Here is a 14,752-nt window from a genome sequence, read left to right as displayed (position 1 = left end):
CTCTCTCTCTCTCTCTCTCTCTCTCTCTCTCTCTCTCTCTCTCTCTCTCTCTCTCTCTCTCTCTCTAATAAAATAAGGATAACTCCCAAATTATTAGAAGAAAAAACGCTAAATAAACTCAGTTTATTTATTAAATTAATGTGTGCTAAATGAAGTCTGAACATACCCAAAGGGTCGTAAAATGAATTTGTCTATTTTTCTTATTTATCTCTTAGCAAAGATATGTGCTCTATAGCAAAACTAATGTATACATTTGTGTCATATACGAAATATTATTGGCAACACAAACATCACAAACCCTAGTTGAATATACAAAATATGACACAATATTCACCAACAACCAAAATAAGACAACACTAAATATCCATAGCTCCACAAATAATACTTTTTATGACATATATATAGTCCAAAATATTTAAATCAGAAAAAGTTTATATTTCTTCCTGGACAATAATCTATTATATCACATTTCTTCGATTATCCTATAATAATATTCTCTACATCTTTATTAACTTGCTCATTTATTGCACCCTGAAACGAGCCTGATTTGACTGTCCATTGACACTTTAACACCTCTTTTAACCAATTACACCAATTTATACATTGTCCCTTAGATTTTTTAGCCTTTAAAACTTTACTAACCAAACAAAATACTTTACTTTTGTACTGCATTTTTAAAAAGTATAACTATTTGAATGTAAGCACATATAAATATTATTTATGCGAACATAGACAAGCAATATATAATCAACTAAGAATCAACACGATTACAATAAAACCTATATACATTAAACAATAAAAATTAATCATGGCTAATCAAAAAGAAAAGCTTTTCTCAGACTTTCCACCGGTATCTACCGAAGAATGGATGGCTAAGATTACGGCTGACCTGAAAGGGGCCGACTTTGAGAAAAAACTTGTTTGGAGAACAAATGAAGGGTTTAACGTAAACCCTTTCTACAGAAGTGAGAATACAGAAGGCCTGGCAACAGCCGATTCTCTTCCGGGTGAGTTTCCATATGTACGTGGTACCAAGAAAGACAATGACTGGTATACACGTCAGGATATCTGCGTTAATGACTTCAAGGCTGCCAATGCGAAAGCTCTTGACGTATTAAACAAAGGTATTACATCACTAGGCTTCTCTATCGATGGAGATGATGTAAGTGCTGAAAACATCAGGACTCTTTTGAAAGACATCTTGCCGGAAGCTGTAGAACTTAATTTCAGTACATGTTACCGGAAGTCGCTCGAATTGACTAAAATTCTTGTAGAATACTACAAAGAATCGGGCGCAGACCTGCTGAAATGTTTCGGTTCGGTAAATTACGATCCATTCAAACCACTTTTGAAAAAAGGTCGTGATGCAGAAGGTTGGATAGAAAAAGCTGCTGAAATAGTAAAAACTGCTGCACCACTACCTCGTTTCCGCGTACTGGCTGTAAATGCACATGCCACAAATGATGGTGGTGCATATATCTATCAGGAACTCGGATATGCACTGGCTAATGGAAATCAAATCTTAAGCGCTCTTGTTGAGGCTGGTCTGGATGCTACATTAGTAGCTAAGAAAATCAAATTCAACTTCGGTATCGGAGGAAACTATTTCATGGAAATAGCAAAATTCCGTGCTGCACGTTGGTTGTGGGCCGAAATAGTTGATGCTTACAAACCTATATGCAACCATGATTGCCCTAACAAAGCAGAAGATGGTACTTGTCGCTGTGCTGCAAAAATATATGCACATGCACAAACATCTACTTTCAATAAGACAGTATACGATGCGCACGTAAACCTGCTTCGTACACAAACAGAAGCTATGTCTGCTACTATTGCAGGGGTTAATTCACTTACAGTACGCCCATTCGATGAAACATATAAAACATCGGATGATTTCTCGGAAAGAATTGCTCGGAATCAGCAGTTATTGTTGAAAGAAGAATGTCACTTCGATAAAATCACTGATCCTTCTTCAGGTTCATATTATATAGAAAACCTTACTAAATCTATCGCTGAACAGGCATGGAAACTGTTCCTTGAAACAGATGAAAAAGGATTCTATGAAGCATTGAAGGCCGGAACGGTACAGACTACAGTGAAAGCATCGGCCGATGCACGCTTCAAAGGTCTGGCTACCCGCCGTGAAGTACTATTGGGTACCAACCAGTTTCCTAACTTCACTGAAAAAGCAGAAAGCAAAATTGTGGAAAAAGAAAGCCACGATTGCGGATGCTCTAAAGACGCTCCATATCTGGCATTGCCTTCCGACCGTCTGGCAACTGCTTTTGAAAGTATGCGTTTAGCTACCGAAAAACATGGTGCGCCGACTGTGTTTATGCTTACTATTGGTAATCTGGGTATGCGCCTTGCACGTGCTCAGTTCTCTAGTAACTTCTTCGCTTGTGCAGGCTACAAGGTAATTGACAACTTAGGTTTCGAAACTGTTGAAGCCGGAGTGAAAGCTGCACGCGAAAAGAAAGCCGATATTATCGTTCTTTGCTCCAGTGATGATGAATATGCAACACTTGCACCCGAAGCTTATAAGCTAGTTGCAGGAAAAGAACATTTCGTTGTAGCAGGAGCTCCTGCTTGCATGGATGAACTGAAAGCTCTGGGAATCGAGCACTTCGTTAATGTGAAGAGCAACGTCCTTGAAACATTAAAAATGTTCAATGCTAAACTGGGAATCAATTAAGTAAGTAGCTAAAATTAAAAAAAATGAAACCAAATTTTAAAGATATAAACATTAACAAAGCAGGTTTTGCAGCTACAGATGCTGCAAAATGGGCTGCTGATAATGGTATAGAAGCTAACTGGATGACTCCTGAGTTGATCCCGGTTAAGCCTGTTTATACAAAAGAAGACCTTGAAGGCATGGAGCATCTCAACTATGCTTCGGGACTTCCTCCATTTCTACGCGGACCATACTCCGGTATGTACGCTATGCGTCCGTGGACAATTCGCCAATATGCAGGATTCTCTACTGCTGCCGAATCGAATGCATTTTACCGTCGTAACCTTGCATCAGGCCAGAAAGGTCTGTCTGTAGCCTTTGACCTTGCCACTCACCGTGGATATGATGCCGACCATCCTCGCGTAGTAGGTGACGTAGGTAAAGCCGGGGTATCTATCTGCTCGGTAGAAGATATGAAAGTATTGTTCGATGGTATTCCTTTGAACCAAATGTCCGTTTCTATGACAATGAACGGTGCCGTGCTTCCTGTACTTGCGTTCTACATCAATGCAGGTCTTGAACAAGGCGCTAAACTGGAAGAAATGGCCGGAACAATCCAGAATGATATCCTAAAAGAATTTATGGTGCGTAATACATATATCTATCCACCTGAATTCTCAATGAAGATCATTGCTGATATCTTCGAATATACATCACAGAAGATGCCTAAGTTCAACTCAATCTCCATCTCGGGTTACCACATGCAGGAAGCCGGAGCAACAGCGGATATCGAGTTGGCTTACACTTTGGCCGACGGTATGGAATACCTGAAAGCAGGTATCGAAGCGGGTATCGATGTAGATGCATTTGCACCACGCTTGTCGTTCTTCTGGGCTATAGGAATGAATCACTTCATGGAAATAGCTAAGATGCGTGCCGGACGTCTGTTGTGGGCTAAAATAGTGAAGAGCTTCGGCGCTAAGAACCCGAAATCACTTGCACTTCGTACCCACTCCCAAACATCGGGATGGTCACTGACAGAACAAGACCCTTTCAACAACGTAGGCCGTACATGTATCGAGGCTATGGCTTCTGCTCTTGGTCACACTCAGTCATTACATACCAATGCGCTGGATGAAGCCATTGCATTACCAACTGACTTCTCTGCACGTATCGCGCGTAATACTCAGATATATATTCAGGAAGAAACATATATCACTAAAGAAATCGACCCTTGGGCTGGTTCTTATTATGTGGAAACACTTACTAACGAACTTGTACACAAAGCTTGGGATCTGATTCAGGAAGTACAAAAACTTGGCGGTATGGCTAAAGCTATCGAAACAGGCCTTCCTAAAATGCGTATCGAAGAAGCTGCTGCCCGTACACAAGCAAGAATCGACTCAGGTAGCCAGACTATCATCGGTATCAATAAATACCGTTTGGAGAAAGAAGACCCAATCGATATTCTCGATGTGGACAACACAGAGGTTCGCCGTCAGCAAATCGAGCGATTGAACGATCTGAAAGCGAAACGCGACAATGAAGCGGTTAAGAAAGCTCTGGCTGCAATCACTGAATGTGTAAAAACAAAGAAAGGCAACCTATTGGAACTTGCAGTTGAAGCTGCTCGTCTTCGTGCAACATTGGGAGAAATATCCGATGCTTGTGAAGAAGTGGTAGGTCGCTATAAAGCAATAATCAGAACAATTTCAGGCGTGTATTCATCAGAAAGTAAAAAAGACCCCACATTCCATGAAGCTCAGAAACTCGTGGAAGAGTTTTCCAAGAAAGAAGGTCGTCAACCTCGTATTATGGTTGCCAAGATGGGACAGGACGGACACGACCGTGGTGCTAAAGTTGTAGCAACAGGTTACGCCGACTGCGGATTCGATGTGGATATGGGACCATTGTTCCAGACTCCGGAAGAAGCTGCCCGTCAGGCTGTGGAAAACGACGTGAACGTACTTGGTGTTTCGTCTCTTGCTGCCGGTCACAAAACACTTGTGCCTCAGGTTATAGCTGAGTTGAAAAAACTTGGCCGTGAGGATATCATCGTTATTGCAGGTGGTGTGATTCCTGCACAGGATTACGACTTCTTATACAAATCGGGTGTCGCTGCCATCTTCGGCCCTGGTACTTCGGTAACTAAGGCTGCTGTGCAGATAATGAAGATATTGCTGGCTGAGTAAGTTCAGTCGGAAAAGATAGTATTAAAAACTCCTGCTCATATTTGAGTGGGAGTTTTTTGTTCATAATTATTGGTATTATTAATGGTATTGAGTGAAATAAAGAAGTATATTTGTTAAAATGGAGGTACATATGCTATGAATAGAATAATTCTTATTGGTAATGGTTTTGACTTGGCTCATGGATTGAAGACAAGTTATAGGGATTTTATTGATGATTATTGGAAGACGTTTATTGAGGAGGCGAGGAAAAATGGGAGTTCATATGAAGATGATTATGTATCTTTCAAAACTAACACTAAAACTTTAGCTCATATCATATCAGGCGACACAAATAATTTAAAATTGCTAGAAAAAGATATTGAGCATTTTAAAAGTGGAATATGGGGTGGAAATGGAACAACAATCGAATTAAGTTTCAAAAATAGCTTTTTAGAGCAAATATCGAAACACGTATCAGACAAAAGCTGGGTAGATATTGAGAATGAATATTATGAGTTTTTGAAGAAGAGTAATCATGGTCAAATTGAGATTTTAAATGAAGAATTTAAAGCAATAGAACAACTACTTGAAAAACATTTGCTTAAAATACAAAATGGCTCGGAAATAGTAACATCTATATTTTCCCCAATAAGGAGTAAAATATATTCTTTGATATTTAGTAGGGATTTGTCAAAAGAAGACTCATTTATATATGAAATAGAATCTGATCTCGAAGAGTTAGATGATTCAAATATACGCGAATTAGATGGTATACTTGAAGATTGTAAAAATATATATAATGAGATGAAAACTAGCAGCATCGATGTTAAGCAGTTTATTTCTAATTATCAAAAAGAGGCTGATTTAGATTCAGAATCAGGCATTGATTACATCGAAGAAAAAATCTCAAATAATACAATTCCTGATTATTTTATGCTACCGAAAGAAATACTTTTCTTAAACTTTAATTATACTCATACTCAAGAGAAATATATTTCTGACAAACAATTCATTCAGACCATCCACATCCACGGCGAACTCAACAACCCTAAAAATCCCATCATCTTCGGCTACGGAGATGAACTTGCAGAAGACTATAAACAAATAGAAAATCTGAATGACAACGAGTATCTCAAAAACGTAAAATCTATCCGATACCTCGAAACAGATAATTACAGAAAGATGCTAAGCTTCATAGAATCTGAACCATACCAGATATTCATTATGGGACACTCGTGCGGAAACTCAGACAGAACATTATTAAATACCCTTTTTGAACACAAAAACTGTGTATCAATAAAACCTTTTTTTCATCAACGAGAAGATGGTTCTAATAATTATAATGAAATAGTCCAAAATATTTCCCGCAACTTCACCAACAAAGCCGCCATGCGCGAACGCGTAGTAAACAAAACCTATTGCGAACGACTAACCTAAATACTTTTCCCAACGAACACAAATAACCCACTCATATACAGAAAAATACGCACAACAACTACCATCCTTTCATCTTCTTCTAAACAAGTCGGCTTTCATTTGCGTTTACTCATTATGATACCAGATTTCTGCAATATTACACCAAATATCCACAAATCCGGTAATATAAAAAATGATATTATATATTTGCACGCAGAAAAGACAATAGACATAGACAATGAAGGATGTAATAGAGAATATTCCGTCTTTAGAAACAGATTTTAAAATATTCAGAAATGCCGGGCATATGCCTGTCACTTCTCATCAATCTTCCATTCAGTTTGGAATTGTTGCTTTTTGTACTAAAGGAAGTGCGGAGATAACTGTATACACAAAGAAGCACCGTCTGGCAGAGAATGAGCTTGTTATACTCTTACCTTGCCAGTTAGTGTCTATCAATGAAATAAGCAAAGATTTTACAGTAAATTATTTCATTATTTCACAGGCGCTTTTCAATGACACATTAAGTGGAATCTGCCGCTTCTCTCCCCTATTTTTCATTTATATGAGAAATAAACTTCATTATGGACTAAAGGGAGCAGAAATAGATAAGTTTATGGAGTTTTTCAATATACTCTATAAAAGAGCCGAGTCAAAAGATTTTCTATTTCGTAGAGAATACATAATTAGCTTGTTGAGGCTGCTTTATCTCGACTTATACAATAATTATAAGACAGATTTACTGTCGGGTACTTCAAAGATGGATGCCAGAAAAGAAGAACTGGCGTACGACTATTTCATGCTGGTAATGAAACATTATAAAGAATATAAAGATGTAGCATTCTATGCCGAAAAGCTTTGTATTACACCCAAATATCTGACATCGGTAATAAAAGATGTAAGTGGCAGGCCGGCTAAGGACTGGATTTTGGAATATGTGGTATTGGATATAAAGTCATATTTAAAAAATTCATCACTAAATATCCAACAAATAGCATCCCAAACCAAATTTTCCAATCAGGCTTCGCTGGGTAGATTCTTCAAACAGCACACCGGAATGACTCCTTCCGCATACCGGGCAGGCAGGCAGGAATTATAAAAGATTGTTTATGCTGATAAGATAGTTGAGAAAACATCCCGATATATCCAACCGGATCGGTTGGAAGTGTAGTTTTGTAAAGTTTGTGTAAAAACAGATCCTGTGAGTCGTGAGATTCGCAGGATTTTTCTTATATCCATCAATAGGTTTCAAATCAATCATCTGAAAATATTAAATCGGTCAATAAACTTACTGAATCAGTAATCTGTTCTATTATAATAGTATTTACCCATAAATCATAATTAAATGAAAGATCAATTTTGTGTATTATTCGGACTTGATGGAGTACTGATAGACAGCGAATCCCAAAATAAAATCATATGGAAATACATCGCCGATAAATACGGCTCGGAAACCGCAAATATGGAACAAGCAGTAAAAGAGAAAGGCATGCATGATATTCTTTCCAGATTCTTCTCTCACCTTTCGGAAGAAGAGAAGCACAAGTTGGTAAATGAACTGAAAGCGCACGAAGCCAATTTAAGAATTCACGAGATAAAAGGTCTCAAACACTTTATTGAAGACCTGAAAAAGAATGGTATTAAAATAGGACTGGTAACAAACTCCAGCCAGACTAAATTAGATAATGTATTTAAGCAAACCGATCTGAATAGTACAATGGATACAATCGTATCTATCGAAAATCTATCCAAATTCAAGTCTTCAATATCCGGCTTTGAGTTGGCCGCAAAGGAATTAGGTTTTGAGCCAAAAGATTGTTTCGTATTTGAAAGTTCATTAAGTGCTATAGAGACAGCTCATCTGAATGGCATGAAAGTACTAGCCCTGAAAGGCTCTCTGCCTAAAGAGACATTATTACATAATACGATAAAGATTATCTCTGATTTTACTGAAATCTCTTTAGAAGAATTGAAAAAGCTATAAACAACTGGTTATCAACAATAATAAATTTTCGATTATTATTTTCTATAAAGAATTTGAATTTTAATAGTTTCAAAAGAAACTATTTCTATTATTTTCATTACTTTCGTGACCGAATAACAACTTTAAATAAATAAAAAGATGAAATTGAAATTTATATTATTAGCCGGGCTATTTATCTCTATACTATCAGCCAACGCACAAAGTGTTACAGGCAAATGGAAAACGTTCGATGACGAAACCAAAGAAGCAAAATCAATCGTTGAAATAACTGAGCGGGACGGTAAAATATACGGTAAAGTAATTGAAATACTTAACCCTGCAAAGAAGAATATCAAATGTACAAACTGCTCCGGGGCCGATAAAGATAAGCCCGTTTTAGGTTTGGAAATACTGAAAGGTTTATCGAAAGACGGAAAGGAATACAGTGATGGCAAAATCCTTGACCCGTCGAATGGAAAGCTTTATAAATGTATTGTCTCTCTTGATGGAAATGATAAACTAAAAGTTCGTGGCTATGTAGGTATTTCGGCTTTCGGACGTACACAAAACTGGGTAAGGGTAAAGTAATCTTATCAAAATTACAGACCATACGAAGAATCAGAACAATAATTGATAAATTTAAATAAATGATGCAGCTTTTTTGATTATAAATCGTCTTATATTCGTAAACATTTTACATAAAATGCTTATTATACAAACAAACCAAAACATGAATACGCAAAGCTATGAAAAAGTTATTTATAAGCCTGTTTTCATTAACAGCAATGACTATCGCCACACCGGCATATAGTCAAGAGATTGTAACCAATCAAAATACAGTGGCCCTGATAGAGAATATTAAAGCCAAAGTTGCAAAAGAAGCAGTGGATGCTGAAATAGAAATGCTGAAAGAAATAGAAGATGCAAAAAAACAGGTAGAAAAAGATATAGAAAGTTCCGCAAAAAAGGCAAAAGAGGATGCTGAGATAAACAGGTTAAAAGGTGAAGGGAAAGCAAGGGTGAAGGGAGAAAAAGCAATTGCGAAAGCAAGGCTGAAAGCCGAAAAAGCAAAACTGAAAGCTCAGGAAAAAGCAGATAAAGAAATAGCCAAAATCAGGGAAAAAGAATCTATAAATCTATAAACTCTTATTCTAGTAAAGGAGTAAAGCCCCTATTATAAGATTTATAATAGGGGTATTGTTTAGGGTACTGGATCATAACCATGACCACCCCAGGGATTACATCGCGCAATTCGCTTTACAGCCAGCCAAAATCCTTTGAACGGCCCGTATTTTTTTATTGCCTGTATAGCATATTCAGAGCAGGTAGGCGTATAACGGCACGACGGCGGAAGCATCGGGGATATGCTGTATTTGTAGAAATAGACCGGAAGCAGGAGAATCCATGATAATATTCTCTTCATTGTTTACCTCCTTTCAACCTTTCAGATAATACAGTTATTGTCTTCAATATCGCTTTCTCTATTTCAGCATACACAGGCAGTTCATTTTTAAGATATAGAAAGGCAATGTCGATCCGCTTATCTCCGGAGCGTAATAAATCCTGATATACTCCTTTATTCAATCTGAAAGCCTCTTTCACCAAACGTTTTACCCGATTCCGTTTTACAGCTCTTTTAAATTTCTTCTTTGATACACTGACCAGAATAGAAGCGATTTGTTTTTCACTTTCCGTTTCATCTTCTATCAGATACACTATCCGCAAAGGATAAGCAACAAACGACTCTCCCGAAGAAAAAAGCTTGTCTATGGATTTTGTACTGCACAATCTTTCTTCTTTAGCTAAAGTATTCTTCTTAGGAGAGATTTCCGTATTCATTTATATATCTAAAATCAGAACACAAAGGTATGAAGATTTCCCTCTTAATCCGGATTTTTAACAGACTTATTTAAACATGTTGGTATCCTTCCTATTTTTAACGAACACATAAACATTTCATATATAAAACCTTACAAATTAATTTCAGATTAATTCATTTTTATCTGTAACCTTTTCCCATCCGTATCCGTCATATCAATAAACAAAATCAATATTAGTAAAATAAGTAAAAACAATGATATTATGAAACGTTTATTAACCCTGCTCACTCTTTTTGCTATCATAACATCCATATCAACAGCACAAATCAAAATATCGGGTACGATAGTGGATACTGATACACACGACGCTCTGGAGTTTGTAAATATCGCCTTGCTCAATCAGGATTCAACGTTTGTAGCCGGAGCATCATCTGATACAAAAGGACTTTTTGCCTTCAATAATATACCAACCGGAAATTATATACTATCCGCGGCATTTGTCGGCTATCAGAAGGCATATATCCCCGTTAACGACGTTAATAAAAATACAGATATAGGCAGCATTCCATTGGAGGCTTCGGATATAGCACTTAAAGATGTGACTGTTACCGCAAATGCCGTTATTCAAAAGGCTGACAGGAAAATCATCATTCCTTCCGACGCTCAGATAAGGGCATCCAACAGTGGTGTCACACTTCTCCGTAACCTGCAACTATCACGTATCATCATCAACCCGATAAATAATACAGTAACCGTACCCGGAGGAGACGCTGTTCAACTACGAATCAATGGCGTTGAGGTTACTATTGCCGAAGTGGTTGCGCTTCAGCCCGCAGATATTATCCGCATCGAGTATCATGACGATCCGGGAATGAGATATAACAATGCGGCAGCCGTAATCGATTATATTACCCGCCACAGGGAATCGGGTGGAAGTGTATCTGCAAACCTCGCAAATGTTCCGCCCTCCATTATGGGATGGGGTGAGAACTTCGCTTCGGCAAAAGTGAACAATAAGAAATCGGAGTTCGGTGTTAATGCATACTGGTCGCGCCGAGGTATAGACTGGACCCGGGAGAATCAGGAAACGTTTGTACTGCCCGATAAAACACTGCAACGGATAGAAGAGGGACAACCTACCAAATTTAAAGATGACCGTTTGAATATGGCTCTGAACTATAATCTGAATGAGCCGGACAAGTACTTGTTTAGTGCAACTTTAAGATACAACTATCAGAAAACCCCGAATCAGTTTTCGGACAGAGAAAGTATCATACACTCATCTGATAACAATACGCCGCTATCGATATTGGATCACTCGACATGGAATAACAACACACCGTCTTTAGACTTATATTATCAGCGTAACCTGAAGAATGACCAGCTGATTATATTCAATGCCGTAGGTACATATATAGACTCCAAATCGACACGACTGTACGAAGAACGCAGGAATGAGGAACTGACTACAGACATATTCTCATCAGTAACCGGAGATAAATACTCATTCATTATGGAAGGTATTTATGAGAAGAAGCTGAATACAGGAAAATTATCAGGAGGAATCAAGCATACCCAAAGCTATACCAGCAATGTATACGACGGGAATGTATCGACAAACATAGGTCTCAACTTTGCTGAAACGTATGGCTATGGTGAGCTCCAGTGGAGAAAGAATAAATTCAACTATACATTGGGACTGGGAGTGATGCGGACATACAACAGTCAGGGTGATGGCAAAAACGAGAAGTATATATTCCGTCCTACTTTACGCATAGCATACAACATAAACGATAATACCTATATACGCTACAACGGGTATATATCGGGATATTCCCCGTCTTTGTCCGACCTGAATAATGTAGAGCAGGAAATAGACTCATTACAAATCCGTAGAGGGAATCCTAATCTGCAAACCGTGTGGTTCTATTCCAATACATTAAACGCCGGATTCAATAAAGGCATATTCGGAGCCGAGTTTTATATGAGATACAGCTACGATCACAAGCCGATCATGGAACAGATAACATTCGAAGACGGTAAGTTTGTCCGCTCAAATGTGAACCATAAAGGCTTCCATCGCATAAATATAGAAACCACATTCAAGTTAAAGCCTTGGAAAGACTATATCACATTCAGTGTATCACCCGGCCTGAACCGTTATATCAGTCTTGGAAACGATTACACCCATACATATACTAACTGGCGGATGCGCACATCTCTAACCGCTAATTATAAACGGTGGATGCTCAATTTTGAACTGATGACCCGATGGAACAATTACTGGGGAGAAACGCAGGATATAGGGGAGAAATTTCATGTTCTCATGGTTGGATATAATGCCGAAAAATGGAGCCTGTCGGCAGGTATGTTCAATCCGTTTACCAAAGACTATACACAAGGGAGCAAAAATTATTCCCGGCTTGCACCGAATGTCTCAAACGTATACACTGACAACCTGGGACAGATAGTAATGGTAAACTTCACGCTCAACCTGAACTTCGGACGTCAGTACAAGGCTGCAAACAAACGCCTGAATAACGACGATACTGATGCCGGCATCATGTCAGGCACTAAAAAATAAGGGTTCTTCACAAGAGAATAATATTAGGGCTAAACTTAATATTGATTGTGTTTACAAAGTAGCCTCCACAGACGGGATGTCGTGCGGAGGCTGCGCTTTTTATCCTCAAGAAGCTTCCAGCATCAACAATGAATCATCAACAACTGCCGGATAGAATAGATACCGCCTAAAACAGCTAATTTTCATCATCTTCTGCAAATGAATTATTCCGGCTACTTTTCTGCTTGATTGTTTGCCAGGGTGCATCGGCATCGCTTCTTTCGGCTGCCTGTCCCGGTTTAAGGTCCAGTTCGTTAAGACTATCATCCAGCTCCAATATTTGCTTTACAGAAACCACGCAGGCATCACTTTCCGTAATATCTTCATCACTAAAAAACTGCCAGTCACCATCTTCATCATATACTACATATGTAATCAAAGAATTGGCATCCAGGACATAGCGTGTGGTTATTACAGGCTTATTGTCAGATTCGTCGTTAAGTTTCATAGACAGTACATATTATTGTTTGTGAGTATGTGTATTATTTTATAAATATAACATGGATATAAATTAATAACACTATATAGCTTCATAAATTTATTAAACAAAAGCTAAAACCAATACTTTTATTGAAAAATAACACGAGACTTATTAATTCGCTGTCATTCCAACATTTCCAATAACTGCAACATTCCTATGTTAGTCGCACGTACAATATTTGCTTCACGGAATCGTCCCAATTGATATTTCCGGGCTACGCATCTATCCTTATAAGTGGTACAAACCCAGACTGTGCCCACCGGCTTCTCTTCCGTACCTCCATCCGGGCCGGCAATACCGGTAGTGGCAATAGAGCAGTCCACATTCAGTATCTCTTGTGCTCCTTTGGCCATTTCCACAGCTACGGCCTCACTCACGGCGCCAAAGCGATCCAATGAATCCTGTGATACATGCAATATATTCACTTTTTCTTCATTGGCATATGATATGACAGAACCTTTAAAATAACGGGACGAACCCGGAATAGAAGTAATGGTATGGGCAATATTACCTCCCGTACAACTTTCGGCTGTACCCAGGCTCAAACCCTTTTCGAAAAGGCGCTCTCCCAGCAGCTTCTCCACCGTAATATCTTTCTCTGCCAAAATAGCACTTCCTAATATATCCTGAAGTTTTTTTACCTGCTCATTCAATTCCTCCAAACGATGTTCCCCGCGAACAAACAGGCGCAGCTTCATCAATCCGGGAGATGGCAGATATGCCAATCCGAAACCCTCCGGCAAATTATCTTCAAAGTCGGCAATATACATCGCTAATGCCGATTCGGTATATCCCTTTACAATGAATACACGCTTGAGGTACGCATCCGGGTCATATTTAGCTTGTAGACGGGGAATGATCTCATTTTCCATCACATACCGCATTTCGTGAGGAACTCCCGGCATAGACACAAGCACTTTGCCTATATAATCGAACCACGTAATCGGAGCCGTCCCTACCCTGTTCTGTATCACTGTACAGTCTTTAGGCACATAGGCCTGATTGCGGGTCAGTTCATTCAAAGTCGTAAAACTGGATATTACATTCTGTATATTTTCGAGAACAGAGTCATCAAAAATCATCGTCGTACCAAAATAGTCGCAAAGTGTTTTCTTGGTTATATCATCTTTCGTCGGGCCCAGTCCACCAGTCATAAGAATAACATCTACACGGGAAAATACTTCTTCTATGGTAACCTTTATCTGTTGTGCATCGTCTCCTATCGATTGCATTTCTTCTACCTCAAATCCTGCGAGTGTAAGTTTCTGCGCTATCCACGCCGAATTAGTGTCGACAATCTGCCCGATGAGGATTTCATCGCCGATTGTAATTATTGCTGCTTTCATTTCTATTCTATCAGTTATTACAAATATAAGTTTTGCTTTTAATTTACTGTTAAAAAGTAACAAAGGTAACAGGAATTAATGAAGAACGAATAATAAAGAATTAAGAATTAGGGCAAACCTGAAAATCAGCAACGTTTCAGTAAACAGTATGCTCACACAGAGGCGCTAAGGTGAAAAAAGGTAACAAAGGTAACACATATTTCAGCTATTAGCTGATAGCTGTCAGCCGTTAGCTTTGGCCATCGCACAAGTGACTTC

The 14,752-nt window shown here is 38.6% G+C and carries 12 protein-coding genes; 8 read left to right on the top strand and 4 right to left on the bottom strand.

Features of this window, described 5'->3' with window-relative positions; genetic code table 11:
• Positions 1-808 precede the first annotated feature (808 nt).
• The 7 genes from mutA to HMPREF9455_RS01140 all read left to right on the top strand — a co-directional run bounded on the left by mutA (position 809) and on the right by HMPREF9455_RS01140 (position 9,366).
• The gene (gene mutA, locus HMPREF9455_RS01170) at positions 809-2,695 is read left to right on the top strand and encodes a methylmalonyl-CoA mutase small subunit (protein WP_006797729.1); all 1,887 of its coding nucleotides are present in this window, start codon (positions 809-811) and stop codon (positions 2,693-2,695) included.
• 23 nt (positions 2,696-2,718) lie between these two features.
• Entirely contained in the window at positions 2,719-4,866 is a 2,148-nt protein-coding gene (gene scpA / locus HMPREF9455_RS01165; RefSeq protein WP_006797728.1) for a methylmalonyl-CoA mutase, read from the top strand.
• Between the two features lie 135 nt (positions 4,867-5,001).
• Positions 5,002-6,282 carry an AbiH family protein gene (locus HMPREF9455_RS20915; RefSeq protein ID WP_006797727.1) on the top strand — a complete coding sequence of 427 codons (1,281 nt, stop codon included), beginning with the start codon at positions 5,002-5,004 and terminating at the stop codon, positions 6,280-6,282.
• Positions 6,283-6,499: 217 nt separating this feature from the next.
• A complete protein-coding gene (locus tag HMPREF9455_RS01155) occupies positions 6,500-7,360 on the top strand; it encodes a helix-turn-helix domain-containing protein (protein WP_006797726.1) in 861 nt (286 codons plus the stop codon).
• A gap of 246 nt (positions 7,361-7,606) precedes the next feature.
• Positions 7,607-8,245, top strand: coding sequence for an HAD family hydrolase (locus HMPREF9455_RS01150; protein WP_006797725.1), 639 nt, complete (start codon positions 7,607-7,609; stop codon positions 8,243-8,245).
• A 138-nt stretch (positions 8,246-8,383) separates the two neighbouring features.
• On the top strand, positions 8,384-8,812 hold the full coding sequence (locus tag HMPREF9455_RS01145) for a DUF2147 domain-containing protein (protein WP_006797724.1): 429 nt from the start codon (positions 8,384-8,386) through the stop codon (positions 8,810-8,812).
• 158 nt (positions 8,813-8,970) lie between these two features.
• On the top strand, positions 8,971-9,366 hold the full coding sequence (locus HMPREF9455_RS01140; protein WP_006797723.1) for a hypothetical protein: 396 nt from the start codon (positions 8,971-8,973) through the stop codon (positions 9,364-9,366).
• Between the two features lie 59 nt (positions 9,367-9,425).
• Here HMPREF9455_RS01140 and yidD read toward each other — a convergent pair whose 3' ends face one another.
• Complete coding sequence (yidD, locus tag HMPREF9455_RS01135) at positions 9,426-9,647, bottom strand: membrane protein insertion efficiency factor YidD (protein ID WP_044215300.1); 222 nt, start codon at positions 9,645-9,647, stop codon at positions 9,426-9,428.
• Entirely contained in the window at positions 9,644-10,063 is a 420-nt protein-coding gene (gene rnpA / locus HMPREF9455_RS01130; RefSeq protein WP_006797722.1) for a ribonuclease P protein component, read from the bottom strand. Before rnpA ends, yidD begins: the two co-directional genes overlap by 4 nt.
• Before the next feature lie 243 nt (positions 10,064-10,306).
• Between rnpA and HMPREF9455_RS01125 the strand changes: the two genes are divergently transcribed.
• Positions 10,307-12,628: a TonB-dependent receptor gene (locus tag HMPREF9455_RS01125; RefSeq protein ID WP_006797721.1), complete on the top strand. Its 2,322-nt coding sequence runs from the start codon at positions 10,307-10,309 to the stop codon at positions 12,626-12,628.
• Positions 12,629-12,803: 175 nt separating this feature from the next.
• Here the strand turns inward: HMPREF9455_RS01125 and HMPREF9455_RS01120 are convergent, their stop codons facing one another.
• Positions 12,804-13,115 carry a hypothetical protein gene (locus tag HMPREF9455_RS01120; protein ID WP_006797719.1) on the bottom strand — a complete coding sequence of 104 codons (312 nt, stop codon included), beginning with the start codon at positions 13,113-13,115 and terminating at the stop codon, positions 12,804-12,806.
• A gap of 155 nt (positions 13,116-13,270) precedes the next feature.
• Positions 13,271-14,494, bottom strand: a complete 1,224-nt coding sequence (locus HMPREF9455_RS01115; protein ID WP_006797718.1) for a CinA family nicotinamide mononucleotide deamidase-related protein — start codon at positions 14,492-14,494, stop codon at positions 13,271-13,273.
• Positions 14,495-14,752: the final 258 nt, after the last annotated feature.

Source organism: Dysgonomonas gadei ATCC BAA-286 (assembly GCF_000213555.1).
Lineage (GTDB): Bacteria > Bacteroidota > Bacteroidia > Bacteroidales > Dysgonomonadaceae > Dysgonomonas > Dysgonomonas gadei.
Note: the sequence above shows the minus strand (reverse complement) of the source record. Positions and strands in the feature narration are given on the sequence as shown.

Bases quoted from the DNA above. Each gene is read 5' to 3' on its own strand.
- mutA (WP_006797729.1), top strand. From the start codon at position 809: ATGGCTAATCAAAAAGAAAAGCTTTTCTCAGACTTTCCACCGGTATCT.
- scpA (WP_006797728.1), top strand. From the start codon at position 2,719: ATGAAACCAAATTTTAAAGATATAAACATTAACAAAGCAGGTTTTGCA.
- HMPREF9455_RS20915 (WP_006797727.1), top strand. From the start codon at position 5,002: ATGAATAGAATAATTCTTATTGGTAATGGTTTTGACTTGGCTCATGGA.
- HMPREF9455_RS01155 (WP_006797726.1), top strand. From the start codon at position 6,500: ATGAAGGATGTAATAGAGAATATTCCGTCTTTAGAAACAGATTTTAAA.
- HMPREF9455_RS01150 (WP_006797725.1), top strand. From the start codon at position 7,607: ATGAAAGATCAATTTTGTGTATTATTCGGACTTGATGGAGTACTGATA.
- HMPREF9455_RS01145 (WP_006797724.1), top strand. From the start codon at position 8,384: ATGAAATTGAAATTTATATTATTAGCCGGGCTATTTATCTCTATACTA.
- HMPREF9455_RS01140 (WP_006797723.1), top strand. From the start codon at position 8,971: ATGAAAAAGTTATTTATAAGCCTGTTTTCATTAACAGCAATGACTATC.
- yidD (WP_044215300.1), bottom strand. From the start codon at position 9,647: ATGAAGAGAATATTATCATGGATTCTCCTGCTTCCGGTCTATTTCTAC.
- rnpA (WP_006797722.1), bottom strand. From the start codon at position 10,063: ATGAATACGGAAATCTCTCCTAAGAAGAATACTTTAGCTAAAGAAGAA.
- HMPREF9455_RS01125 (WP_006797721.1), top strand. From the start codon at position 10,307: ATGAAACGTTTATTAACCCTGCTCACTCTTTTTGCTATCATAACATCC.
- HMPREF9455_RS01120 (WP_006797719.1), bottom strand. From the start codon at position 13,115: ATGAAACTTAACGACGAATCTGACAATAAGCCTGTAATAACCACACGC.
- HMPREF9455_RS01115 (WP_006797718.1), bottom strand. From the start codon at position 14,494: ATGAAAGCAGCAATAATTACAATCGGCGATGAAATCCTCATCGGGCAG.